The sequence below is a fragment of the Paenarthrobacter sp. E2MeOHC11 genome (genome assembly GCF_058744955.1).
Window position 1 is genome coordinate 730,602 of record NZ_CP196673.1, and the last position, 21,020, is coordinate 751,621.

A 21,020-nucleotide genomic window follows, 5' to 3' on the forward strand; every position below is an offset into this window, starting at 1 on the left:
AACGTGTTGTCAGGCTTCGTGTTTGCCCTGTTTGTCGCCTATCGGAGTTGCGGCCTGGATGGCTGGCGCGACGCCGGTGGGTTTCCACAGCAGCTTGTAGCTATTCCCTGCCGTGATGAAGATGACCAGGACGGCGACGACAATTCCTGCCGTTGTGAAGATGCCCATGAGGTAGGCAGTCACCGCGGCCACCGCGACGTAGAAGAGGAACGCCACGACGGACTGCCGTCGCGCTGACCACCTGCTCTGCTGGATCAAGGCGATAACCAGCGGACTGAAGAAGCCAACTGCCATGAGCCACAGGACAACGGGGCCGAGGGCTGCGAGCGCCTTGATCGCTACGGGGTCAAGAGCTTCCATGGGTTAGCCTTCCTGGCTGAGTGTGACGGTGGTTGTGGCGACGGCTTCGAGCTGGGCCAAGGCCTTGCTGGCGCCACGCTCAGCGGCTTCCTCCATGGCCTTCACGTCGATGGGTTCGCCTGCGCCGATGTTCGTGATCGCGGACAGGATGGCGTTCAGTGTTCCCTGCTGTGTTGCGATCATCTGGGGAATGACGCCGGCGACGCGTTCGCCGCCCTCTCCGGGGAGCAGGAGCTTGGTAATGCCGTCCAGACGCCGCTGGTTCTCTTCGATGACGAGCATGAAGCCGGGGTGCGGTTTGCCGTCTTTGTCGGTCCAGCCGTCGTAGGCGATGTCTTGGACGTATTCGGTTACTTGCTGAGCGCCGGTCATGTCGAGGTCTCCTTCTGAGGTTGGGTTGGAGCTTGAGAGGTTGATGGTTTCGCCGGAGATTACGGAGATACCTTCAATGTCCGCTGACCAGCCGAGATACGTGATCGGTTGTCCGTAGCGGTTGTAGTAGTTGAGGAGGTCATCAAGGTCCGGGTGGAGGTGCGGGACCTTGGAGTCATCGCTGGTGGAGTAGACCGCGCCCCAGGGAGCGCGGAGGGCCACGTGGCCGGCGGGAACGTTCCTGAGGCTGAACCACACTGGATGCCAGACCCCAACAGGGAAGTTGCGGTCGCGGTACTTTCTCTTCGCCCCGTTCCACCCTGTGGTGGCCGTGGGATATAGGCCCGGCTCGATCCCGAAAGTCTCGCGCACATACTGCAAGCACCAGCCCGGCCTGCAGGGGATGTTCGGATTGGGTGTAATCAACTGTGCTGTCATGCCGGCTCCTAGCAGGGTTGTGTGAGGGGCACGATGAACTCCGCAAGCCACGGAGCCGCGGGATTCAGCTTCCAACCGGCCGGGAGTGGCCGGACGAACTCTGTGGTGGTGGGGCTGGTCAGCGTCGCGGTGACCTTGTAGTGGGTGCCGTAGAGGTAGAACTCGTCGTAGGTGACTTGGGCGGTGTCCCATGGGCGGACGAGGTCCAGCTCTTCGCCGCATTCCGGGTACGCGTACCAGGGAGTCTCCGGGGTGACAATGACCTCGTGGTAGGGCGGGTCAGGCGGCGGCACGTACCCGGGTGGGTTGTGAGCATGGCCGGCGGCTGCCGTCATGAACATGATGACGGCAGCTACGGCGAGGATTGCGAGGCGTTTCATGGATGCTCCTTAGTTGCTTCGGTGGGTTTCCTTTTGTCTGCTGCCCAATCCGCGCCCAGCCTGAGCTGGAAGAAGAGGACAGCGACTCGGACACTGGAGACCAGCACCGCACCGTAGATGAAGGCGCGGACCAACTCGCGGTACTCGTATGCGCCAAACAGGCTGCTGGTCATGATGAGGATGAAGAGGGCTGCGAGGCTGCCGAGTAGCATCATCAGCGCCCGCCCGGTGCGGGATCTCCACCAGTCAGGCGCCGTGACCCAATAGATCACCGGCAGGGCGATACACACTGAGGCGGCCAGATAGCCAATATTGATTGCCTTCAGTCCGCTCCCCCAGAAGACAAACACCAGGATGATGAATGCAGTTGTGGCCAGAAGTCCCGTGTAGATAGCCCTCACCGGGCGCCTCCGTATCGTTGTGTGACAGACGCCGCGATCGCCGGAGCGAAGCCGTTGCGCAGATTGACTCTCTTGAGTTCGGACACGACTTGCGCCGCCTCGGCTCGCTGCTCTTGCGCCGCGCGATGGACGTCCACCGCTTGATTGATTGCGGCTTCAGCAAGGCTGTGGTCTACCGGTGGAAGGCTCGGCAGGCGCCGGCGTTCGTTGGCTTTAGTTCGCAGTTTCCGGAACAGCATGGGCACCTCCAGCCGCGTTGTCCTGGATGGCAGTCATTACGTGCGCTGAGAACTTGGCAGTCTCGATGAGGTCGCCGTTGGTCTTGGCGAGCTCGCTGTTGGTTTGGTTGGCGAGGGTGGCAGCTGAACGCCAGTTGTTGCAGTCAGTGGTGAGGGCGAGGATCTGCGCTTCGAGTACTCGGACGACATCTTCGTGGGCCGCTCGCACCCAAAGGCGTCCAGTGAACACCAGATAGAAGACGGCGATGGTGGCTCCCAGGGGCGATGCCAGTCCTACCCATGCGGGTATTCCGTCGATCACGGCTTGGACCTCCAGTTGATTCCGCCGAGGCCGATGAAGAACGCACCCTGGGAGATGCTCGTGAACCCGGTCGCGGTTTCGAAGTGGATGTTGCCGTTGGACCGGACGTAGAGGGTGCACTTGTTACCCATGGCTGAGCTGGTGCCCGGGTTGTACAGCTCGTCGGCGGCCGGCGCGATAGCCGAGGGGATGGTGCCCAGCAGGTACGCGGTGTTGGCGGTCATGGTGATCGTTGAGCCAGTGGTGCCCACCATGCCCAGCAGGGTCGCCCTGCCTGTTGGGAGCTTCTCGTAGCCCGGAGTTCCGTATCCGGCTCCGAACGCCTGGTACAAACCACCGAGGGCGATGTTGCCGCTGGCGTAGTCCAGCCACTTGGTGCCGTTCCATGTCTCGATGGGCTGGCCGGGAAGGTCTGTCCGGATGATGCACTGGCCCACCATGACGCCCAGCGCTTGAAGGGCTGTCCGTGCAGCGTTGGATGCGATCGGTATGACGACGTTGGCCCCGAGGAAAGCGGTGGCAAGGTCTGCAGCGAGGTTGTATTCGTCGCCGTTCGTGGGTACGACGATCTTGTTTTTCAGTGTCTGCGTCATTTAGATTTTCCAATCCATGAGGAGCTTTCCGGATTCGGGGTCTTTGCGTCTGCCGTTGAGCCCGATGTACGGGTCACCCGCTATGGAGATGCCGCCGCCTGCTGCGATGACCGGACCGACGCTGGTGGGCAGGTCAATCCACGCCGGCACTTGGCCCGCGGCAAGGACCACGTCGATGGGACCTACGGAGCGCCCGACGTCGCCGCCTGGGCGGTACTGGCTAGTGTGCGCGTAGACGTGCATGGTGGCCGCGGAGTTGTAGTTGCCGACGTTGCTGAGGCGGGCTGGTACACGGAACTGCACCCGGGTGATGGTCTTCCCTGCGAGCGCTGGTCTGGGTGGTCCGTAGAACCAACTGCCTGTCAGTACTTGGCCAGCCATCGAACCGCTATAGAGCTGCTCGCCGCCGTTCTGGGATCCGGCCCACCGGCCCCAGCCTCCGACGCCGTACGTGTCCGTGGCGGTGGCGATGAGTGTTTCCTGGCCCGTCTGGATGACGTCTGGTGCGGCAGGTGGTGGGAGCGGAGGCTGAGCGGGCGGGGCGTTGATGGCTGCGATGACCCCGAGGATGGTGGGCTGGTTCGATGCCCAGGACAGCTTCACCGGGTTCCCTGGTGCGTAGTCGGTGACCGGCCCGAGGAATGACTTCGTGGTGTAGGTTCCGCCGTCATCGCCCGTGAAGATAATCTCGTCCGCGCCGACGGCAAGCACGGACCCTGTGGAGGGTGCCGGCTGGTCGTCGTACTCACAGACAACGAGGGCGGTGGCCAGTCCCCTGCCGTCGCTGGTAATGTCCACGACGATCTTGCCGCCCTGTACCGGCTGAACGTTTTTGTTCCAGCGGGCCATGAGCATGCCGCCTCGCACGTTGGCCCACCATTCCGTGCCGTCGAAGTAGGCGGTTCCGTATTCGCGGGTGGTGCCGCCGGCGGGGATTGCTTCCTTGGTTTTGACCAGGGCAAGCATGCGGGCCTCCTAGAGTTCGGACCAAAGTACGGGTGGGAGCTGGCCCCATGAGGCGGGCATCAGGTCCCATGTGAGTTCCGGCATCTCGTTGGTGATGTGCTGCGCCCACTCGGTCCGGTCCAGTGCGGCGAGGACGTCCGTGTAGGAGCAGCTCACCGTGAGGGTGGTGTTGCCCGGGATGGGGCTGCCCGCCCTGTTGATGGAAGTGATGTCTCCGGGTAGGTAGACCACGTGGCCGGCCGGTACTGGGCATCCGATTTCGACGCGGTCACCGGCTTGGAGTTCCGGGTGCGGGATGATTTCGGCGCTCAGCTCGACGGCGAGGTTGCCCAGGAACTCATCGCGGAGCTTCTCCGCGTAGGTGGTGGCCTGCGCGACGGTGGTGATCATTTCGGAGGAGTAAAAGAACGGCACTTGGCCGTGGTCTCCGCCGTAGCGCAGCGGCCCGTTTTCAATATCCTTGACGCCGAAGATCGGGTCGCCGGTCGCTTCGTTCTTTCCTTCGACTACCCAGCGGTTATAGAGCCCGTCGATTGACTGGCTGCGGGAAACGTTGATGAGTCCCTGGTTGGGTTCGATGCGTAGCACTACGGGCCCGCGTTGCGGATAGATGTGCGCTTCGCCGTCGCCGCCCATCCGGTAGCGTGCCGAAACTCTGCTGAGCAGGTCTTGGCCGGCTTCGAGGCGTTCCTTTTCGTAGACGAGCTGCCGGGACAATCCGGTGTCCGTTACGCCGGGATCCACCACTGTGGGGAAGTATCGGCTGGTGAGTCGCTTCCATTCGGAGATGACTGTGGCGCCGGCCCCTGGGGATTGGGGTGCTTGAAGCCGGTCGCGGTCCACGTCGGATGTGATGTCTACCGCGGTGAGGGATACCGCTGCTGTGGTGATCCAGACACGTTTCTTGTGCGGGGGCAGGCTGCCGTCCGGTTCGATGTAGCCGTACTCATTGATGATCCGAGATTCGCGGTACTCGGTGGGCACGTTCCCGGTGATACGGAACCAGCCGTAGTTCACGGCGCCGGCGCCGCCCACGTTGTAGATGATCTGCAAGCGGGTGCCGCCCACGCCGAGGGGGTCGTCGAAACGCCAGGCGCCGAGCGTTCCGTCAGGATCGGAGACGGTCATGCCTATCTTCTGGGCTACTTTGACGTTCTCCCCTGCCTCGTCGTCCGTGGACCAGTTCTTGACGTTGAGCGGTTCCGGGACGACGAGCTGCCCGCCGCGCCATGCCCACACGGTGAGGTTGTCCGCCGGGCGGGAGCCTTCGAGTGCGTCCAACGTGTCCTGATCGATGAGACGCAATGTGACTCCTAGCCGAGCGGGTTCTTGAGGTCGTCGAGGTACGTTTTGCCGGCCATGGCGTCCTGCTTCTGCTGGTACGTTTCCACCAGCAGCTGCACGTCGCCGTAGGTCCAGGTGGCTGTCAGGACCTTCACGGTGGGCGCGGCGACGGTGTCACCCTTGAATTCCCACCAGGTCATTTCGCCGCCCCAGCCGACGTCCACGGGGATCTGAACCACGGAGGGGACGGCGAGGAACATGGCGCCTTTGAGTAGGACGCCGTCGAGGTCCGGTCCGGGCCTGAACAGGAAGCCGGACGTTGAGGTGAGTAGGTCCTTCAGGCGTTTGCTTTCCTCAGCTGAGCGCGTGCCCATGGAAAGGTCGACGCCCTTTTCGGCCATGCGATCACCGAACAGAGCGATGGGCTTCCTGTTGCCCATGACGTTGAACATTGAGATGTCCGCGCTGTGTTCAAGCGCGCTGAGCGCAGGGCCGCGGAGCACGATGTCACCCTTGCTGGTTCGCTTCCCGATCACGGGCACTGCGCCCTGCGGGATGAAGGGGTCCATCAGCCAACTGGTATCAGAGGCAATGTTGATGGCGGCCGCAGTCTTTCTGCTTGACCCACCGGGCCCGGACAGGACTTCCACCTCGTAGACCACGCGCCGGTTCGTTGGTACGTCCCAGTCGGTGACGAATCCGGCGTCATTCATGGTGATTCGGCGGGCACCGCGGACGGGGTTGCGTTCCTCGTCCGCGGTGCGCCACACGTTCACCAGTGAGTTGCCGACACCCAGACCCGTGATGGTTATGCCCGCCTTCGGGCCAGGCCCTGGAGGGAGCATCTCGGCTGTCACAGCAACCATGGGTTACCGCCTTCCGTTGCGGTTGTATTGGGAGTTGGAATCCGCGGCGGACACCACGCCCTGGGCTACGGTGCTGACCTGAGCAAGCAGGTACTGGCCCGTGAACGGGTTCTGCACGTAGACCGCCGGGAGGTCCACGTTTACGCTGGCCATCGACGCGGACTGCTCCCGGTAACCGCCGTAACCCATCGCGGATCCGTAACCGGATGCCAAGGACTTGGACGGCGCCTGATACGCGCTGAAGACGTCATCCAGATTCAACCCGTCGTTGACGGCGCGGAGCCAGTGGTCATTGCGGTCAGATTGCCTGCCGTTGATGATCCACTCTTGGCCTTGCAGCCCAACCGGCTTCCCGTTCACAAGACCAAGCACGTTGTCCTTCGACATGTCAGCAGGTCGGGGAAATGGGATACGTCCACCGGACTTGAAACCAGGGAGGTCACTAATCCGGCCGCCCGTAGCTTGACCCAGAACCTGCTGCGGACCGCCGTTAGGCACCGCGCCAGGATTGATATTCGACTCGTAGTTCCGCTGGATCCGCTCAATCGTGTTGATCGTGACCGTTGACACCTTGCCGTTGAGCGCATCAGCCGCGCTCTTGACTCCGTTGAGCTTCGCCATCGAATCTGCGTAGTTCTGGATAGCAGTCTCGATTGGCACGTTCTTCGGGATGTTCAAAGCGGACCGCGCGAGGTCGTCAGCCTTTTCCTTCGAAGCTCCGAAGGCCCTTGCTGTGTCGTAGAGAGACGTATAGGTGTCTCCGAGCTTGGCCTGAAGTTCGGGCTGGGTCGCCCCGGCATTAGCCATAGCTTGAGTAGTAGCAATGGCTTTCTGCTGAAGCTCGCCGAACACACTATTCGCCGCTCGACCAGCCTCGCTGGTCAGATCGAAGGAACCCTTAGCTTCGTCCCAGACCACGTTGCCGGCTGACTGAGAGGCCTTGACCTCGTCAATCTTTACCTTCAGTCCGTCCAAGGTTTCCTGGTACGCGGACTCCGCGTCCCGGGCTGACATTGTTGCGAGACCAGCTGCGAACATGGAGTCCAGCAGCTTGGACAGCGAAACAACCACGCCGTCCGCTGACAGCCCCATGTCTGCGAGCCGTTCCGTGGCTTCCTGCGTGGCCTTCGCCTGGAACTCGGCAGCTTTTGCCTGCCCCTCTTGGGAGGACTGCGCTGCAGCCAGCCGTGGCGGGATCTTCCCCAGGGCGAAGTCGTAGAGTTCCTGCTCATCGAGGTTCACTCCGACTGCGCGGGCTTGCTCGAGGAGCGAGTCCCGGTAGGAGGGGAACCGATCGAACAGTTTCTTCTGCGAAAGGCCGGCTTCCTCCGATGCCTTGGCGAACTCCTTGAAGTTGTCCGCTGCGGCAGTGGTGTTGCCGTTCTTCGCCATGGCCGCCAACACCTGGTCAGCTTGGCCCAGCGCGTTCGTGGCCCGGTGAACGGTGGATTCGTAGCCGGTAAGTGCCTTTGCCGTGTTGTTCAGGAACCCAGCGAAGTCGTCCTGGTCGGAGGCTTTGAAGAGGTCCTTCAGGCTTCCGATGTCGCCGACGTTCGTGAGGAAGTCCTTATCGAATGTGGCCCCGAACTGGTCCCCTGCCTTGGAGGCTTTGAGGATCTGGTTGGCCATCTGCTCAAAGGAAGGGCCTGCCCCAGCTGCGCCGTTGGCGAGAGTGCCGGCCACTTGCAGGGCAGCCATCGCTACACCAGCGACAGTTGCTGCCTTGCCCAGCTTCGTGAGCCCGGCAGCGGCGCGTGGCGAGGAAACTGCCAGCTCGTTGAGGTGCCGCCTTGCTTCGATGAACCGCGGGAACAATGTCAGGAAGGAGCCAGCCAGCAGCGCACCACCACCAGCCAAGGCAGCGACACCAAGCGTGGCCTGAAGTACTGGGCCCGGGATTTGCCCGATGGAGTCAATGAGCTTGTCCGCGCCCTGGGCGAGGTCACGGAGGACCTCGTTGGCTCCGGAACCTGACTTCAGGAAGACAGAGTCAAGCGAGCCGCCCACCTTCTCTAGGTCGCCCGCGAGGTTGTCCTGTTTCATGGCCGCGGTAATGGCCGCGTACCCAGCCTCGTTGACTTCCTTGGTCCACTTGGAGATGCCAGCTGCGCCCTCTTCGTAGAGAACGTTTGCGGCACGGACAGCGTCAGAGCCGAAGATGATTTCCATGGCAGCGGAGCGGGCCTCTGGGGTGAGGTCCTTCATGGAGTCTTTGAGGTTGCCCGCAAAGGCGGACAGCCCGATGAACTCGCCCTGGGCATCGAACGCCGAGATCCCAAGTTCGTTCATCTTGCTGGCAGCGGCAGCCGAGTTCGGCGTGAGCGCTTGAAGCATGGTCTTGAAGCTGGTGCCAGCATCGGAGCCAAGCAGGCCCGAGGCTGCGAAAGCAGCAAGACCACCGGTGGTTTCCTCGATGGACAGGCCTGTCTGGGAAGCGATGAGACCGCCCTGCTTGAGTGCGTTGCCGAGGTCCTCAACGGATCCTTGGGCTTTGCCTGCACCAGCTGCGAGGAGGTCAGCGACGTGCGGCAGCTGGTCGCCGGTCAGCTTGAACTGCTTCATGGCCGTGGCGGCCAGCTCGGCTGCGTCAGCCACTTCCATTCCGCCGGCCGCTGCCAACGAAAGCGCGCCTTTCAGGCCGCCGCCGAGGATGTCCTTGGTGGAGACGCCGGCCTTGGCCAGTTCTGTGATGCCGTCTGCGGCTTCTTTCGCGGAGTACGCAGTGTCAGCTCCGGCCTTGATGGCTGCGGCGCGGAGCAGCTCCATGTCCCCAGCAGAGGCGTGCGTGGCGGCACGGACCTCGGACATTGATTTGTCGAACGCCATGTAGGACTTGATGGCCAGCCCGACGCCGACAGAGATGGCAGCGCCAACACCGAGGAGGGTGTTGCCCGTAGAGCGCCAAGCTTCCTCATGCCGGGAAGCGGACTGGACCATTTGGCCCAGGGCAGTGCCTGAGCGCTTTGCGGTTTCCTGGGCCTTCTTGCCGACGTCGTCAGTTGCGCGGGCAGCTTCCTGCATCTGCTTCCGGAAGTCGGCGATTTCGGCTTTGACCCGAACAACGACGCTGCGCTCAGCCACGGTAACCTCCAGAGGCAATATTCAGTTGTGGTTAGATCAGGGCATGAGCGAACAGAAGAACCACGCCCAGCCCGGTTTCATGCTGATCCGGGGAGGGGTGATCCTTGCTGTGTTGGGCATCGTGCTTTTCGTGCTGGCCGTAGCCTCGGGCGGCACCGGGAACCCGGTACTCACCTTCGGCATGGTCGTAGTTGGCTTGTTGCTAGCGATCCTTGGCTACGTGAAACGCGGGAGTAGCCGCTAGGCCCAGCCCTCGGTTTCACGCAGGGTGATCTTCTGCCCTGGGAAGGTTTGCCTCGTCTTGTCTTCCCTCTTGGACTCCAGCGGTGCACAGCCATGGCAGATGACCTGATCGTCGGCTTCGTGCCGGCCAACGTTATGGTCCCCTCGGACCACTGAATGGTGCAGCCCACATCCCGGGCATAGGCCCTCTTCATAGGCTGTGAGTGCCAGGGCCATGATGCGGTCCCTGTCCGTCCAGGTGCCGTCATCCTTGCGCCCGCGAAGGACGGTCTGCGGGACTTTCCATTCGCGGGCGGTTCGGGCTTCTAGGAGGACATGGCTCCATCGTCGGTCGGCGAGGGCTTCGACGATTTTGGGACTGCCACCTTGGGAGCTTCCACAGCGGCACGACTGTACGCCTGCTTGAGCAGGCCCATCTGCGCTTCACCAACGGTCTTGGCCAGCTTGCGGGCCTGGATGAGCGTGAGCTGCGGAGACACTACAGCCTTGGTGATGGTGCGAAGGTCCGCTTCCTTCCGGATAACTTCGTCAGCTGCCGTATTGGCCATCGTCCGGACCATCGAGTTGATGTCATTGACTGCGCTGATTTCGAGACGCTTGCACTTCTCCCGGGCCTCGGCACGTGCGGCGGAGGCAGCCTTGTCGATGTCCTCTTTGATGTCCTTCTTGACCTGCTCCGTGATTTCTTCAAGCTCTTCGTCGTCGAGGAAGCTGACGCGGAACACCATCTTGGACTGGTCCAGTTCGACGTAGAGGTCGTCGATCTTGTCTTGCAAGTCCTTACCTGGCGCGGACTCGCCCATGCTGCGATCTTCGAAGGGGACTTCCTCGATCTGCCGGAGCTTGGCTTCGAGCTCGTCGATGTCGGCGAGGAGGTCGTTGCGGGCGTAGAGGGTGACAGAGCGTTCGGTACGCTTTGCGCCGTCGAGCCAGTCGTCAAGGTTCAGGGATTTGTCAGTCATGAAAACCTCCAAGGTTTTTCAAGTGGGTGGGTCAAGGTTTGGGTGGTGCGCCGGCCGGAGGGAACCTTGGAAAACCCTCCGGCCGGCTGATTGTTAGGACGCTGCGACTACTGCGCGTTCGTCCACGAGGTCCTGCACGGAGAAGACTTGGCGGAACTTCTCGTAGCCGGCCCCGGAGGGTGCCAAGACCTGCGGGGTGTTGGTGAGGACCTGGAATACGCGGACCTCGTCGGCTGCCGTCCACGCAACTTCGTGGGCCTTCTGGCCGTCGTCGATCTGTCCGATGCGTTCGACGAGGAAGCCGCCAATGTTCTTGCCAGTGAACGTGGTCCAGGCGGTGTCATCGATGGCGTTCTTGAACCGGAAGAAGTTCATGGCTGCCTCGTAGTTCGTCCGGCCCGGGGCCGTCGAGTTGGAGGAAGCGCAGTACGCCGGGTCGTTGATCGAGTCGTCACTGGTAGCGCCCAGGGCGAAGTCAGCCGCGGTGATGAGGCAGGAGATGTCCTTGCCGGCGGTGATCTCCGAGATCTTGGGTGCGTGGTAGTTCAGGATGGTCGGGACCCAGGCGAGTCGCCGGTTCGCATCCGTGAGCATCTTAGGGCCGAGCTGAACCATGGCTACTTACCTGCTTTCTTGGAAGGGACTTCGGCGAGGCGGGGGAAGCGTCCGTCCAGCCACGTCTCGGGGACGGGGTTGGGCTGCTTCTCGCCCGTTTCCGTGTCGTAGACGTAGACCAGCTTTCGGGGGTCGTACGTGCGGCCCGGAACTTCGTCCGGGATAGCGGGATCAGTGGTGGTCTCAGTCGCGCCTGCGGCGGGCTCAGTCACCTGATTACGGGTTGCCATGATGGCCTCCTATTTGGTGGTGGCCCCGCAGGGCCGGTGGGTTTCCTAGCGAGCGGACACGAGGGTGAACTCGTCCACCGCGAATTGGGGGTTCAAGCCGATGCCGGGAATGGTGACGTCCCGGTCGGCGCGGATGTCCAACAGCTCCTCTTGACGGAGGATGCCGCTAGACCAGCCGGGCACGACAAGCTTCTTGTCGTTGAGGGAAGCGCGGACGGCTTCCATAACGACGAGGACGGAGTCGAATGTAAGCCCGGAGTAGGTGATCCTGAACCGCATGTCACGGGTGTCTGAATCACCGTTCAGGGCCTCGGTGTAGTCCTTGCCGAGCCCGCCGCCGATGACGATAAAGGGGTAGTCGTCGGCGTTCACTTCGCCGTCCGGGTTTCCCTCGGATGCTTCCCCTTCGGCGACGCCACGGAACCTTGTAAATCCGTCCGGAAGGAGCGCTTCCAGTGCGTCGTAGTGGGCTTTACTCATTGAGCACCAGCCCAGCGACTTCCAAGAGCGCTTTCTCGAACCGTGGGGCTTCTGCTTCCAGCGCGTGGATTGGGTCTACCACGGTTCCGCCGCCGCCCTTGGACGAGCCGTAGAGGGCGATGCCCACCAGGGAGCCGAAGCCTTCCTGTTCGAGGTACGGGGCAATGCTGCCCTCGATCCCGTCAGGGACGTCTTTCACCTTGTACCTGATGTTCCGGACCGCGCCTTCGAAGCTGGATCCGCGGAAGTTCTCCTGGATCTCTTTCTTGACGTTCAGGGAACCCTTCTCAACAACCTTGCGGGTCTCGGGAACGATCTTCTTGGCTGCTTCCAGGAACTCTTCGCCGAGCTTGTCGAAGTCGGAAGCATCTACAGTCATGCCAGCCATCAGAGAACCTCCACCACTCGGCAACGCTGCGACGTCGCTTGGGACTTGTTGAAGAGCTGCTCAACCCTGAAGATCTTTCCCACGAGCTGGCCGTCCAATTCGGACGCTGTCAGTTCGACCATGTCGCCAATCCTGAATGGCCCAGCCCCTACAGGGGTTTGCCACTGGATGCCCTGCTCAGTGAACTGATGCTCCCCCGCTTCCGCAGTGGATGCCTGCGCCAGCGTCTGCTGGAGCCGGCATATACCGGTGTAGACCTCGGACGAGGGGCGGGTGACCTTGCCTGTCGTTGGATCAGTTACCGGCTTGGGCCCGGGGCGGCGTACCGTGCACTCGTCCTTCATGCCTCGCTCGGCGGCGCGTCTGCCCATGAGCGTCGCCCCAGTGGCACTCATCGGAGCCTCACAGATCCGGACCGACGGCGGTAACGGTCGAGCGATTCCTTCTCGGAGGGCACCAAGGCCACAGCGCCGGAGACGATGTTGCCGCCCATCTGGTACTGGTAATCATCGATCGACTCAGAACGAAGGCCCGGGGTGTCCGTTCCGTCGATGACACGGCCAACCATTTGGCAGACAACGGCGACGACGTCGGCGGGGATGTCCTCGAAGCCGTGCGTGTAGGTAACCGTGACGGCCTGCGGCGTCCATGATCTTGTAGGCCCGTTCGCCAGCCAGGAGGGGCTGCCGAAGTCGATGACTCCAATGCCGCCCCAGTACCAGGAACCGGTTGGATACGTGCCGGAACCGTCAGCCCGGCTGATCAGGGTGGGCTTCTCAGCTGGGCGTTGAGGGAGGGTGACTTGTCCGCGACTGACGGCGAGGGTTACGACGTCGTCCTCGACCTTGGTGAAGTACTGCCCGGTGTAGCCACGGACGATAGCCGAAGCGTCCTCGAGCAATGCTTCAGCCCTGACGGCATCCACGGTATGCCCAAGGCGTGCTTCTAGCTGTTCGACCGTGGCCAGCACCGGGTCAGCCACTACTTACCCTTTTCCGTCTCAGGAGTGGGCTTGCCGGCGGTGACTCCGGCGATGGTGTAGTTCTCGTTGGGGGTCTTGTCGGTTTCGTCTCCGATAAATCCCTGCTCGTTGATCTTGTCGAACTTGGCCTGGACACTGGCCACGCCGGCGTCCTTCTTTTCAGCAGCCATGATGGCCTCCTCTCTTGGTGGTTGGTGGCGGCCCCAGTGTTGGGGCCGCCGTGGGTGACTAGGCGCCCGGTGCCGTGAGGACAGCGAACGGGTAGCGCTCGGCTTCGGTGGGCCGATCGAAGTTGATCGGGTTAGCGACAGCGAACGCTGCGCGGAACACGACGCGCAAGGCAACCATGTCCTGCTGGGCGAGGTTGTAGATGATCGCCCCGGTGTTGTCCTGGATCACGGCTTCCGTGAGGACCTTGTAAGTCAGGTCCTGGCGGATACCGATGATGCCGCGGCTGAAGTCGCCGGCCACAGCCTCTGCCGCAGAAGCACCGACAGGCCACAGGCCGCGCAGCGGGTAGGACGGCGCGACGCCGTAGACGTCGTTCTGGGAGAACCCGTTGAGGGTCTGCCCGTCAGTCGCGCGTGCGTTACGCAGCCGGCCCTTCAGGGAACGGGAAGCGATCAGCCCGTCCACGTCGTAGCCGTCGTCTTCGACCAGGCCGAAGAGGTTGGACAGGTCACCGGCGATGCCGCCCTGTGCTGCTGTGGCCGTGCCGCGGGCGGTAGTGTTGCCCGCTGCGGTTGCGCCCGCAACGATGGCGGAAGGCCACGAGGCCGGCTTGTTTGTGCCGAAGAAGATGGCGGCGTCCAGTGCGCGGCCCACAGCTTCCTGCAGATCGGGGCGGATCTCTGCCCAGACGTCGAAGTCGGCGTCATCGAGGACAGCTTCGGGAATCGGCACGATGGCCGCGATTTCCTCGACGTTCAGGAACTTGTTGTCCCAGTTGACCTCGGTGGTCTGCTTCAGCCCCGTGTCACCGTTCACGAAGTATGCGGTGGGCAGCGCGGACTTCACGGGCAGGCGCTGCTGGCCGCGGGACATGCGGCGCTGCTTGAACAGCGTGAGCGCCGCGGAGTTCTCGTGGAGGTGGTCGAACACCTCGTTCGAGACTTCCTCGGGGATGAGTGCGGACGCGTCGGTCCTGGAAATGATGTTGTTGAACGGCACGGTGACCTCCTACAGGTTCGTGAATGGTTGGAACAGCGGGCCAGCCGTGCCGGCTGGTGCTGCGGCGTTATCCCCGGCCAGCGGCCTGACGGATGATGTTGTTCATAGATGGGGTTGCAGGTGGCGGTGTCCGATGCCCGCCGTCGAAGTCTGGGGTGACTTCGCGGTTGAGCCGCTTCGAGATCTTCTCTGCGGTCTCTTCGACCTGCTCGGCGGGGACGAACTGGAGCAGCTCCAGGTCTTCCTCGGTGAGCTTGTACTTGAGAGCGGCGCGCGTCCTTGCCAGCTCAGCTTTCGCTTCGGCAGACTCCTTGCGTTCCTGCTCCCGTTCGGCGTTGGCCTTCTCGGCTTCTTCCTGGCGGCGCTGCTCGTCAGTTTTCTGGGATTCGAGGTACTGGTTGTACTCCGTTTCCTTGGCCTTGAGCTCGTCATAGTCGGAGTACTTTGCCCGTTCCCGGGTGAGCCGCTCCGAAATGATCCGGTCAAAGTCGTCCTGGCTGGCAGGTGGCTTCCACTCGGGTGCGGGTGGGGCCTCGCTTTGAGGTGTTTCCGGTGTTGCGTCAGACATCGTTCCTGCTTTCCTTTTCCGTAAGCCCGTCGGCGTGACCGGCCATACGCTGGCCGTGAGCGTCCCCCACCAAGTGGTGAGGAAACCTATTTGGCGCCCATGCTTCGGCGCGCTGTGAGCTTCCACTGCGCGTCGCCCAGGACGATGGTGTTGCGGTAGTCGTTTTCGACGGCGGCCGCCAGCTCGGGGGTGAGCTTCCCGCGCCCGTAGGGGTTTCGTCCGGCGCGGACTTCATCCCAGCGCTGCTTGGCGTCAAATGCCCGCCGTTCCGCTTCGGTCATCGTGGCCCGGCTGGTGGGGTTCCTGACGCCGGTCTCGCGTGCGGTTTCTACAGCTTGGCGTGCGCCTACACGGGTGCCGCCCCTGCCAAGGGCGCCGAAGCCTTCGCGTTGCCCAGTGATGGAGCCGCCCGGCGTTTGCCCTCCAGGAAGGATGTAGCCGTTGGATTCGAGCAACTTCAACGTCTTGGCACGGTCGTCGCCGGCCTGCTGGTAGATGGCTTCAGGAGTGAGCCGGCGCTTGCCTCCGCCTGCCCCTCGGAAAGCTCCTCTGCGGGACGTGCCTTCCGTCGTGAGCAGACCACCTGGCTTCATGCCTCGGCTGGAGTTGACCACTTGGTAAATGTCAGCACCGTCGCGGATAGCCTGTGCACCAGCGACGGTGTAGAGCTTGTCCTGCTCGGGTCGGCTCATCGAGTTGAAATACTCATAGGGATCGTGAACGAGGCCTTCACTCACTCCGCCTTCGATGGCTGCTCTTGTGGAGGCTACGTGGACGCAATCGCACCGGGGGTGCCTGTTGAATCCTGCATTCCATCGGAAGAACTTTCCGGCGAGGACCGAGCAGCGAGGGCATGACGGCGGGTTGAGCATCCTGATGTAGCCGGTGTTTTGCCTGGTTGCGATGTCAACACCAGCCGCTCCCCTGCCAGCGTCCGCTACCTGCGTGCGTAGCATCGTATCCAGGGTGACTCTGCCCGCATGCAAAGCCTTGCTGTTTGGCATGCCTTTGCCGATCAGAACTTTCACCTTCGTGACTGGCGAGTGCAGGAGGTCTTCCAAGCTGCGCCCGTCACTTGCTGTTCCTGCGAAGGCTTCCGGGTTCACGAAGTAACCGGGAGCTTCGTATAGACCCTGGGCGGCCATAGTGGAAGCTGCGTAGCCTGCGCCGGACACAGCCGCTTGTTCTTGGTAGTCGGCGATGCTGGGAAGGATGAGTGCAAGGTTGCGGTCCCAAGAGACGCTGAGGTTTGCGAGGTCGATGTTGCCCCAGGCGCGGCGGCCCAGCAGGAGCGCAGCAGACTGGAGCCGCTGTATCCGCCGGTAGTGGGCCGCCGTCGCTTCGGGAATCATCATGCCTCCGCGTCGTCACCAACCAAGTCACGGTTGATTCTGTTGAGAACCGGGTCCTCACGGCGCTCGGCGTTCCATTTCCGCCACCGGTCACGTTCCTGCGGAGTGGCTCCCCAACGCTCCCAAAGGGCTTCCTCCGGAACGCCGAGGGTGGCCATCTTGGTCAGGGAGTCAACAAGTTCGCCTTCGGTGCGGAACTCTGGGTTCTTCCAGATGGGTTCCATCGGCAATGGAGGCAGGCTTGCTGCTTTGCGTGCCAGCCGGAAAGCGTCTTTGAGACCCTCAGAATGTGGCTTGATTCGCTGCCGAATCTTGGACACCAGTCCAGATTCGGAAGCTTTGAGCGTCTCGCCGTTTACGTTCGACATCTCACCCAGCAAGTACTGAGCAGGAGTGCGGGAACGGGACGCGATGTCCTTTACGTCTTCCCGTTTCGCGGCCGAGTAAGGATCAAGTGGCGCTGCATCCCACTGCCCGAACTCAGCTTCCTTGACGTCAGTAGTGACCATGCGGTCCCTGCCCACGTCAATCTGCTTTGTGGGGTTGCCGTTCGCATCTTCTTCCGGCCACGCCTTGGCCCACTTCTGAGGGAAGGCCCCGTAGTCCTGAGTCATCAAGCGATCAGCAATGGTCTTGTTTGTGCGGTCCTGAATGTCAATGAGGTCATGAATTTCCGAAACGCCGCCAGTGAGGAGGCGCGGATTGTTCGGGAGCTCCACGAACGTCACTTCATCCAGCGGGTTCTTTGCCGGCCACGTTTCCTTGCCGACAACCCGAGGCACCCAACGAATCCTGTCAGTCTCCGACTGGCTGTTTACCGGACGCTCTGATTCGAACTTCCAGATGAACCCGTCGTACTGCAGCGTGGAGTTGAGTTTCCCGGTCCAGTCGTCCTGCCAGACCTTCAGACCAGCAATGCGCTTGTTCCTGCCGGTCCCTGGAGCGTACTCAACGATGACCTGCGAGGGGTGTTCAATCCACATCAACGGTCGCTTGGCATTGTCCGGGTTCGGGGCCACCAGCAAGTAGGCCTGCCCGGCAATCGTGGATTCCAGGATGCCCTGGTCAAAGTCAGAGTCGAGGTGGTTCTCTTCCCAGATTGACCACATTTCCGCGTCGGCTTCCATGGTGTCGCCAACGCGGATGCCCTCAAAGTGCATGCGTTCCACTTGGGAGTCACATACGAGGCCCATGTAGTTCGACCTGGTCATCTTCAGGATGCGCCGGAATTCTTCCTGCGCCTGCGGGGCAAGCCACGGCAGCGGATGGTCTCCGCGGTAGTAGCGGTCGTACAACTCGATGTCAGCTGCCCGCTGCGCGAGTTTCTTGTGAAGCCGGTACACCCACCATTCGGGGGAAAGCGGTTCAAACTTAGGCACCCTTTGCCCCTCTCATTGGCTGGAAATTTTGCCGCGGGCCCTGGTGAGGCCGGATTCTTTCTTGGCGACGCGGATACGTCCGTCGAGGCCGGTCACTGCGGCTTGGATGCCGTCAATGCGGGTAACTGACTTTTGCCGGTCTGGCTTCACCGGGCGGATGTTGTCGAGTCCGTCGTTTTTGACCTCGACCACGGAAGCCATCCATCTGGTCACCGGATTCGTCTGGATCGCAACAGACTTGGCGCCGATGAGGCGTTCCACTTCCTTGCAGGCAGGAGATAGACCCATGAAGGTCTGAGCCACTGGTGCGATGTCCACGCCGTTCAGTTCCTCGTCGAGGTCTTGCACGAGCTGGCCAGCGAACATGCGGTCGTAGGAGACTCGCTGCATGTCAAAGTGGTGGCAATCGCCGATCGCTTTTGCCTTCACCGAGCTGTAGTCGATGACGTCCCCCTCGGTGGCAGTCACGAACCCCTGGTCAATCCACTCTTGAAGAGGCACCATTAGCTGCTTCTCCAAGGCCTCGACTCGTTCCCCCGGTACCCAGTAATGGGTGAGGAGGTCCAGTTCGCGGCCCGGAGTCCGGGATTCAACCCACACCGCCCAGGCAGTGAAGTCGGCAACGGCGGAAAGGTCCAAGCCTGCCCAGGCACGCCGGCCACGCAGCGAGGCGCGGTCAACGTCAACCGTCAGCGCATCTACCTTCTTCAGGTCAAGCCATCTCGTCTGCATCCGCATACGCAAGTTGAGCGAGAGCCGACAGTACGTCGGGAAATACGTTGGCGAGGACTGCGCTTTGAGGGCTTCGCGCTGCAAGTACGCTTTGGTCGGCGACTTCCCGTAGCCCGGGTTCGCTTTCTTCTGCGTCTCTTCGGAGAACGGATCGTCGGTTTCCGCTGCGGCCCATATAACGCCGTAGTGGGCAGGGTCCTTGACGATGCCGTTGGCGACGTTCCTGGTGTAGACGTGCTTCTCATCGTAAATCGTGCCCTCTTCCGCTTCGTCAGCGGTGGTGATGAACACGATGAGTGGCTGGTCGCGCGCGCCGACGCCGGTTTCTATGGCTTCGACCAGGGCACGGCGCAGCTTGAGGGTGTGGACCTCGTCGATGGTCGCTGCGGAAACGTTCAGGCCGTGCGCGGTTTCGGCCACTCGGGACAGGACGCGGAGTATGCTTCCGGTCTTGGGGACGCGGACGACGTCCTTGAGGGGTTCGATGCGTTTGGCAGCTGCGCGCGAGGTTTGCAGCATCCGCTTGGCATCTTCGAACACACGGCCAGCCTGAAGCGCCGAGCCAGCTGCGTTGTAAACCTCAGCTCCAGCCTCGCCGTCAGCGAGGAGCATGACCCCGGAGATAGCCGAGGTGAGGGTGGACTTGCCGTTCTTACGCGGGATCTCGATCCACACTGTCCGGATGACGCGGACAACAAGGTCACTCTCTGCGTCGTAGTAGACCCAGCCAAAGACCGGGGCCATAATCCAGACAGCCTGCCAAGGATCCAGGCCTTCGCCCAGTTTCATGTTCAGGCCGGCCCACCGGCCCTTGGTGTGCTTGAAGGCACCGATCGCACGGAGTGCTTTACGGGCCCGGGCCACGTCGAACCATGCGTCCGGGTGCTGGTCCGCCTGGAAGGCCTTGACCAGCGGCGCTCGTTCGGCGCCGTCCAGGATCTGCTCGTGGGACATGCCAAGCTCAACCAACGCGTCATACGGGACCGGCAGGTTGTCGATGAGTTCCTTAGTCGAACGGATCGTCTTCGTCATCGTCGTCCTTCCGAGACGGGACACCCGTCCGGGCAGAAGGAGACAAGCCGAGCTCACGGATGTAGGTCTTGAACTGAGTGCGGTAGGCGGTGGCCACCGTCGTCAGAGGGTTTCGGCACGGTCCGCGCTGGCCCTCAACGATCAGCCCTTCCCGGCTGATCTGCCGTTCACACCATTCGAGACGGGCGATGCAGACGCAGAGATCCACGACGGTGGCGAAGTCGAGGTTTCCCAGGCCAACGGACGCTTTCAGGATGGGAACGACACGGTTCCACTCTTCAGCTGCGCGTTTCTGGCTGAATTTTGCGGCCTCTGCGGCAAGCTTGCGGCGCGTCCACCGGTCAAGGTCCCACTCGTACATGGCGAGGAGCTTCTGGAATTCCTCGAAGGTGGCGGCGTCGTTGAGCTTCGGCTTGGCCGGCTTGCGTCCAACCAGTCCTGTGGGGAACTCCGCGGCCCAGTCAGGCTCGTCGAAGGTCGCCGGCGGGACGACGATATGTTCCGGAATCGGACGCTTCGAGGGGTTGCCCTCGCGGACGATTTGGAGGGCTGGCTTCTTGGCAGGACCGGGCATGAAAAACCCTCCTGATCAAAAAGCTCTAACCTGCGGCAGTAGGAAAAACCCTCCCCGGCGGTCCGGCAAGGGCGGGGGCGGAGGGGTCACCCCCCACCCCCTGAGCGCCCTAGAAAGGCGGCGGTGATGGTGCTTGCTGTCGATGTGATTTGAGGCCAGCAGCGCGCCTGTTGCATCGTGCTGCGTGCTCAGGTCCGCGGTACTTGGTGCGGTCGTTGTCGTCGTGCCCGAGGTCCCATGCTTGGCCCTTGAGGATCAGCTCATCGCAACGCCAGCACTTGATGGAACCAGTGGCAACTGATGGTGCCCACTGTCTCCGGAGTTGGTCGTGCTTGCGGTCGTACCCTCGCTGTTGCCTGCTGCCTCGCTGCTGTTCGTGCTGCTGCCCGTGCTTGGTGCAGCGGCGCTGCCCTGGTTCCAGTAGCTCTGGGCATCCTGGTGTGGGGCATGGCTTGCGTGGTGCGTGCGGCATGTCAGTCTTGCCGTGCTGGTTCGGGCTGTGGGTTGGTGCACTTGGAGTCCGGACCTGCCACGGTGTGGCTTCCGCACTTGGGGCACGGCATGTCCTGCTTGGGTTTGCTGGCCATGGCTTACTCCTTAGTCGAATGTGTCGATGCGTGTGACTGCTGCCTTCACGACGTAGGCCATGCCGCTGTCGAGGGCGAAGGTGAGTAGGTGGGTGCGCTCATTGCCGAACTCGTCAAGGAGTTCCATGAAGGATCCTTGGTCGAAGTCCTTGATGTCGAGCTGGCCGCCGTCGGTGGTGTGGACTGCGATCCTCACCTGTGGCACCTCGCTCTGTTCAGTGGAATGGGTGAGGCCCGACTGCTATGGGGAACAGTCGGGCCTCGGTGCCTGGTGGAAGGGCCAGGCTTTGTATCTCATGGAGGGATCTCTTGGTATCCCCGTGGACTGGCAGGGCTTCGAACCCTGCTGGAGCCAACACGTCCCACGTGCTTTCGCGGTGTGGGGTTCTCGCAGTCCTGCCGTCACTCATGCTTTGGGGGTCATGAGGTGACGCGCTATTCAGTT

28 protein-coding genes are annotated in these 21,020 nt (G+C 62.2%); 1 reads left to right on the forward strand and 27 read right to left on the reverse strand.

Annotated elements, in window-relative coordinates; genetic code table 11:
* Positions 1-9: 9 nt before the first annotated feature.
* Genes ACSSVG_RS03210 through ACSSVG_RS03260 form a run of 11 tightly spaced genes read right to left on the reverse strand, consistent with a single transcriptional unit; the run spans position 10 to position 9,281 of the window.
* The gene (locus ACSSVG_RS03210) at positions 10-360 is read right to left on the reverse strand and encodes a hypothetical protein (RefSeq protein WP_492417225.1); all 351 of its coding nucleotides are present in this window, start codon (positions 358-360) and stop codon (positions 10-12) included.
* A 3-nt stretch (positions 361-363) separates the two neighbouring features.
* Complete coding sequence (locus tag ACSSVG_RS03215) at positions 364-1,170, reverse strand: hypothetical protein (protein WP_492417227.1); 807 nt, start codon at positions 1,168-1,170, stop codon at positions 364-366.
* Positions 1,171-1,178: 8 nt separating this feature from the next.
* Positions 1,179-1,550 carry a hypothetical protein gene (locus ACSSVG_RS03220; protein WP_492417229.1) on the reverse strand — a complete coding sequence of 124 codons (372 nt, stop codon included), beginning with the start codon at positions 1,548-1,550 and terminating at the stop codon, positions 1,179-1,181.
* Positions 1,547-1,951, reverse strand: coding sequence for a putative phage holin (locus ACSSVG_RS03225; RefSeq protein WP_492417231.1), 405 nt, complete (start codon positions 1,949-1,951; stop codon positions 1,547-1,549). Before ACSSVG_RS03225 ends, ACSSVG_RS03220 begins: the two co-directional genes overlap by 4 nt.
* Positions 1,948-2,190 (reverse strand): DUF7620 family protein, encoded by a 243-nt coding sequence (locus tag ACSSVG_RS03230; protein ID WP_492417233.1) that lies wholly within the window; start codon positions 2,188-2,190, stop codon positions 1,948-1,950. The genes ACSSVG_RS03225 and ACSSVG_RS03230 overlap by 4 nt, the downstream gene beginning before the upstream one ends.
* A complete protein-coding gene (locus ACSSVG_RS03235; protein WP_492417235.1) occupies positions 2,165-2,491 on the reverse strand; it encodes a hypothetical protein in 327 nt (108 codons plus the stop codon). Before ACSSVG_RS03235 ends, ACSSVG_RS03230 begins: the two co-directional genes overlap by 26 nt.
* Positions 2,488-3,084 (reverse strand): hypothetical protein, encoded by a 597-nt coding sequence (locus ACSSVG_RS03240; RefSeq protein WP_492417237.1) that lies wholly within the window; start codon positions 3,082-3,084, stop codon positions 2,488-2,490. The genes ACSSVG_RS03235 and ACSSVG_RS03240 overlap by 4 nt, the downstream gene beginning before the upstream one ends.
* Complete coding sequence (locus ACSSVG_RS03245) at positions 3,085-4,050, reverse strand: hypothetical protein (protein ID WP_492417239.1); 966 nt, start codon at positions 4,048-4,050, stop codon at positions 3,085-3,087. It lies immediately after the preceding gene.
* Between the two features lie 9 nt (positions 4,051-4,059).
* Positions 4,060-5,355, reverse strand: coding sequence for a hypothetical protein (locus tag ACSSVG_RS03250; protein WP_492417241.1), 1,296 nt, complete (start codon positions 5,353-5,355; stop codon positions 4,060-4,062).
* An 8-nt stretch (positions 5,356-5,363) separates the two neighbouring features.
* Entirely contained in the window at positions 5,364-6,200 is an 837-nt protein-coding gene (locus tag ACSSVG_RS03255) for a hypothetical protein (protein WP_492417243.1), read from the reverse strand.
* A gap of 3 nt (positions 6,201-6,203) precedes the next feature.
* Complete coding sequence (locus tag ACSSVG_RS03260) at positions 6,204-9,281, reverse strand: phage tail tape measure protein (RefSeq protein ID WP_492417244.1); 3,078 nt, start codon at positions 9,279-9,281, stop codon at positions 6,204-6,206.
* 43 nt (positions 9,282-9,324) lie between these two features.
* Between ACSSVG_RS03260 and ACSSVG_RS03265 the strand changes: the two genes are divergently transcribed.
* Positions 9,325-9,525, forward strand: a complete 201-nt coding sequence (locus ACSSVG_RS03265) for a hypothetical protein (RefSeq protein ID WP_492417246.1) — start codon at positions 9,325-9,327, stop codon at positions 9,523-9,525.
* Here the strand turns inward: ACSSVG_RS03265 and ACSSVG_RS03270 are convergent.
* From ACSSVG_RS03270 to ACSSVG_RS03345, 16 genes are all read right to left on the reverse strand, one after another.
* Positions 9,522-9,740, reverse strand: coding sequence for a hypothetical protein (locus ACSSVG_RS03270; protein WP_492417248.1), 219 nt, complete (start codon positions 9,738-9,740; stop codon positions 9,522-9,524). The two genes, ACSSVG_RS03265 and ACSSVG_RS03270, sit on opposite strands and share 4 nt — an antisense overlap.
* An 89-nt stretch (positions 9,741-9,829) precedes the next feature.
* The gene (locus tag ACSSVG_RS03275; protein ID WP_492417249.1) at positions 9,830-10,486 is read right to left on the reverse strand and encodes a hypothetical protein; all 657 of its coding nucleotides are present in this window, start codon (positions 10,484-10,486) and stop codon (positions 9,830-9,832) included.
* Between the two features lie 93 nt (positions 10,487-10,579).
* Complete coding sequence (locus ACSSVG_RS03280; protein WP_492417251.1) at positions 10,580-11,101, reverse strand: phage tail tube protein; 522 nt, start codon at positions 11,099-11,101, stop codon at positions 10,580-10,582.
* Between the two features lie 2 nt (positions 11,102-11,103).
* On the reverse strand, positions 11,104-11,331 hold the full coding sequence (locus ACSSVG_RS03285) for a hypothetical protein (RefSeq protein WP_492417253.1): 228 nt from the start codon (positions 11,329-11,331) through the stop codon (positions 11,104-11,106).
* Positions 11,332-11,376: 45 nt separating this feature from the next.
* Positions 11,377-11,811 (reverse strand): hypothetical protein, encoded by a 435-nt coding sequence (locus ACSSVG_RS03290; RefSeq protein WP_492417255.1) that lies wholly within the window; start codon positions 11,809-11,811, stop codon positions 11,377-11,379.
* A complete protein-coding gene (locus tag ACSSVG_RS03295; protein WP_492417257.1) occupies positions 11,804-12,199 on the reverse strand; it encodes a hypothetical protein in 396 nt (131 codons plus the stop codon). Before ACSSVG_RS03295 ends, ACSSVG_RS03290 begins: the two co-directional genes overlap by 8 nt.
* Positions 12,199-12,594: a DUF6093 family protein gene (locus ACSSVG_RS03300; protein WP_492417258.1), complete on the reverse strand. Its 396-nt coding sequence runs from the start codon at positions 12,592-12,594 to the stop codon at positions 12,199-12,201. Before ACSSVG_RS03300 ends, ACSSVG_RS03295 begins: the two co-directional genes overlap by 1 nt.
* Positions 12,591-13,181, reverse strand: coding sequence for a hypothetical protein (locus ACSSVG_RS03305; RefSeq protein ID WP_492417260.1), 591 nt, complete (start codon positions 13,179-13,181; stop codon positions 12,591-12,593). The genes ACSSVG_RS03300 and ACSSVG_RS03305 overlap by 4 nt, the downstream gene beginning before the upstream one ends.
* The gene (locus ACSSVG_RS03310; RefSeq protein WP_492417262.1) at positions 13,181-13,351 is read right to left on the reverse strand and encodes a hypothetical protein; all 171 of its coding nucleotides are present in this window, start codon (positions 13,349-13,351) and stop codon (positions 13,181-13,183) included. Before ACSSVG_RS03310 ends, ACSSVG_RS03305 begins: the two co-directional genes overlap by 1 nt.
* Before the next feature lie 58 nt (positions 13,352-13,409).
* Positions 13,410-14,351, reverse strand: a complete 942-nt coding sequence (locus ACSSVG_RS03315) for a phage major capsid protein (protein ID WP_492417264.1) — start codon at positions 14,349-14,351, stop codon at positions 13,410-13,412.
* Positions 14,352-14,418: 67 nt separating this feature from the next.
* A complete protein-coding gene (locus tag ACSSVG_RS03320) occupies positions 14,419-14,919 on the reverse strand; it encodes a hypothetical protein (RefSeq protein WP_492417266.1) in 501 nt (166 codons plus the stop codon).
* Between the two features lie 86 nt (positions 14,920-15,005).
* Positions 15,006-16,274 (reverse strand): hypothetical protein, encoded by a 1,269-nt coding sequence (locus ACSSVG_RS03325; RefSeq protein ID WP_492417267.1) that lies wholly within the window; start codon positions 16,272-16,274, stop codon positions 15,006-15,008.
* Positions 16,271-17,650 (reverse strand): phage portal protein, encoded by a 1,380-nt coding sequence (locus ACSSVG_RS03330; RefSeq protein ID WP_492417269.1) that lies wholly within the window; start codon positions 17,648-17,650, stop codon positions 16,271-16,273. Before ACSSVG_RS03330 ends, ACSSVG_RS03325 begins: the two co-directional genes overlap by 4 nt.
* Before the next feature lie 12 nt (positions 17,651-17,662).
* Complete coding sequence (locus ACSSVG_RS03335) at positions 17,663-19,414, reverse strand: terminase large subunit (RefSeq protein WP_492417271.1); 1,752 nt, start codon at positions 19,412-19,414, stop codon at positions 17,663-17,665.
* Complete coding sequence (locus ACSSVG_RS03340) at positions 19,389-19,988, reverse strand: phage terminase small subunit P27 family (RefSeq protein ID WP_492417273.1); 600 nt, start codon at positions 19,986-19,988, stop codon at positions 19,389-19,391. Before ACSSVG_RS03340 ends, ACSSVG_RS03335 begins: the two co-directional genes overlap by 26 nt.
* Positions 19,989-20,585: 597 nt before the next feature.
* Positions 20,586-20,771 (reverse strand): hypothetical protein, encoded by a 186-nt coding sequence (locus tag ACSSVG_RS03345; protein WP_492417275.1) that lies wholly within the window; start codon positions 20,769-20,771, stop codon positions 20,586-20,588.
* Positions 20,772-21,020 lie beyond the last annotated feature (249 nt).

Excerpts from the sequence above, each read along its gene's own strand:
- ACSSVG_RS03210 (WP_492417225.1), bottom strand. The coding sequence starts at position 360 with ATGGAAGCTCTTGACCCCGTAGCGATCAAGGCGCTCGCAGCCCTCGGC.
- ACSSVG_RS03215 (WP_492417227.1), bottom strand. The coding sequence starts at position 1,170 with ATGACAGCACAGTTGATTACACCCAATCCGAACATCCCCTGCAGGCCG.
- ACSSVG_RS03220 (WP_492417229.1), bottom strand. The coding sequence starts at position 1,550 with ATGAAACGCCTCGCAATCCTCGCCGTAGCTGCCGTCATCATGTTCATG.
- ACSSVG_RS03230 (WP_492417233.1), bottom strand. The coding sequence starts at position 2,190 with ATGCTGTTCCGGAAACTGCGAACTAAAGCCAACGAACGCCGGCGCCTG.
- ACSSVG_RS03240 (WP_492417237.1), bottom strand. The coding sequence starts at position 3,084 with ATGACGCAGACACTGAAAAACAAGATCGTCGTACCCACGAACGGCGAC.
- ACSSVG_RS03245 (WP_492417239.1), bottom strand. The coding sequence starts at position 4,050 with ATGCTTGCCCTGGTCAAAACCAAGGAAGCAATCCCCGCCGGCGGCACC.
- ACSSVG_RS03255 (WP_492417243.1), bottom strand. The coding sequence starts at position 6,200 with ATGGTTGCTGTGACAGCCGAGATGCTCCCTCCAGGGCCTGGCCCGAAG.
- ACSSVG_RS03265 (WP_492417246.1), top strand. The coding sequence starts at position 9,325 with ATGAGCGAACAGAAGAACCACGCCCAGCCCGGTTTCATGCTGATCCGG.
- ACSSVG_RS03270 (WP_492417248.1), bottom strand. The coding sequence starts at position 9,740 with ATGGCCCTGGCACTCACAGCCTATGAAGAGGGCCTATGCCCGGGATGT.
- ACSSVG_RS03275 (WP_492417249.1), bottom strand. The coding sequence starts at position 10,486 with ATGACTGACAAATCCCTGAACCTTGACGACTGGCTCGACGGCGCAAAG.
- ACSSVG_RS03280 (WP_492417251.1), bottom strand. The coding sequence starts at position 11,101 with ATGGTTCAGCTCGGCCCTAAGATGCTCACGGATGCGAACCGGCGACTC.
- ACSSVG_RS03285 (WP_492417253.1), bottom strand. The coding sequence starts at position 11,331 with ATGGCAACCCGTAATCAGGTGACTGAGCCCGCCGCAGGCGCGACTGAG.
- ACSSVG_RS03290 (WP_492417255.1), bottom strand. The coding sequence starts at position 11,811 with ATGAGTAAAGCCCACTACGACGCACTGGAAGCGCTCCTTCCGGACGGA.
- ACSSVG_RS03295 (WP_492417257.1), bottom strand. The coding sequence starts at position 12,199 with ATGGCTGGCATGACTGTAGATGCTTCCGACTTCGACAAGCTCGGCGAA.
- ACSSVG_RS03300 (WP_492417258.1), bottom strand. The coding sequence starts at position 12,594 with ATGAGTGCCACTGGGGCGACGCTCATGGGCAGACGCGCCGCCGAGCGA.
- ACSSVG_RS03310 (WP_492417262.1), bottom strand. The coding sequence starts at position 13,351 with ATGGCTGCTGAAAAGAAGGACGCCGGCGTGGCCAGTGTCCAGGCCAAG.
- ACSSVG_RS03320 (WP_492417266.1), bottom strand. The coding sequence starts at position 14,919 with ATGTCTGACGCAACACCGGAAACACCTCAAAGCGAGGCCCCACCCGCA.
- ACSSVG_RS03325 (WP_492417267.1), bottom strand. The coding sequence starts at position 16,274 with ATGATGATTCCCGAAGCGACGGCGGCCCACTACCGGCGGATACAGCGG.
- ACSSVG_RS03335 (WP_492417271.1), bottom strand. The coding sequence starts at position 19,414 with ATGACGAAGACGATCCGTTCGACTAAGGAACTCATCGACAACCTGCCG.
- ACSSVG_RS03340 (WP_492417273.1), bottom strand. The coding sequence starts at position 19,988 with ATGCCCGGTCCTGCCAAGAAGCCAGCCCTCCAAATCGTCCGCGAGGGC.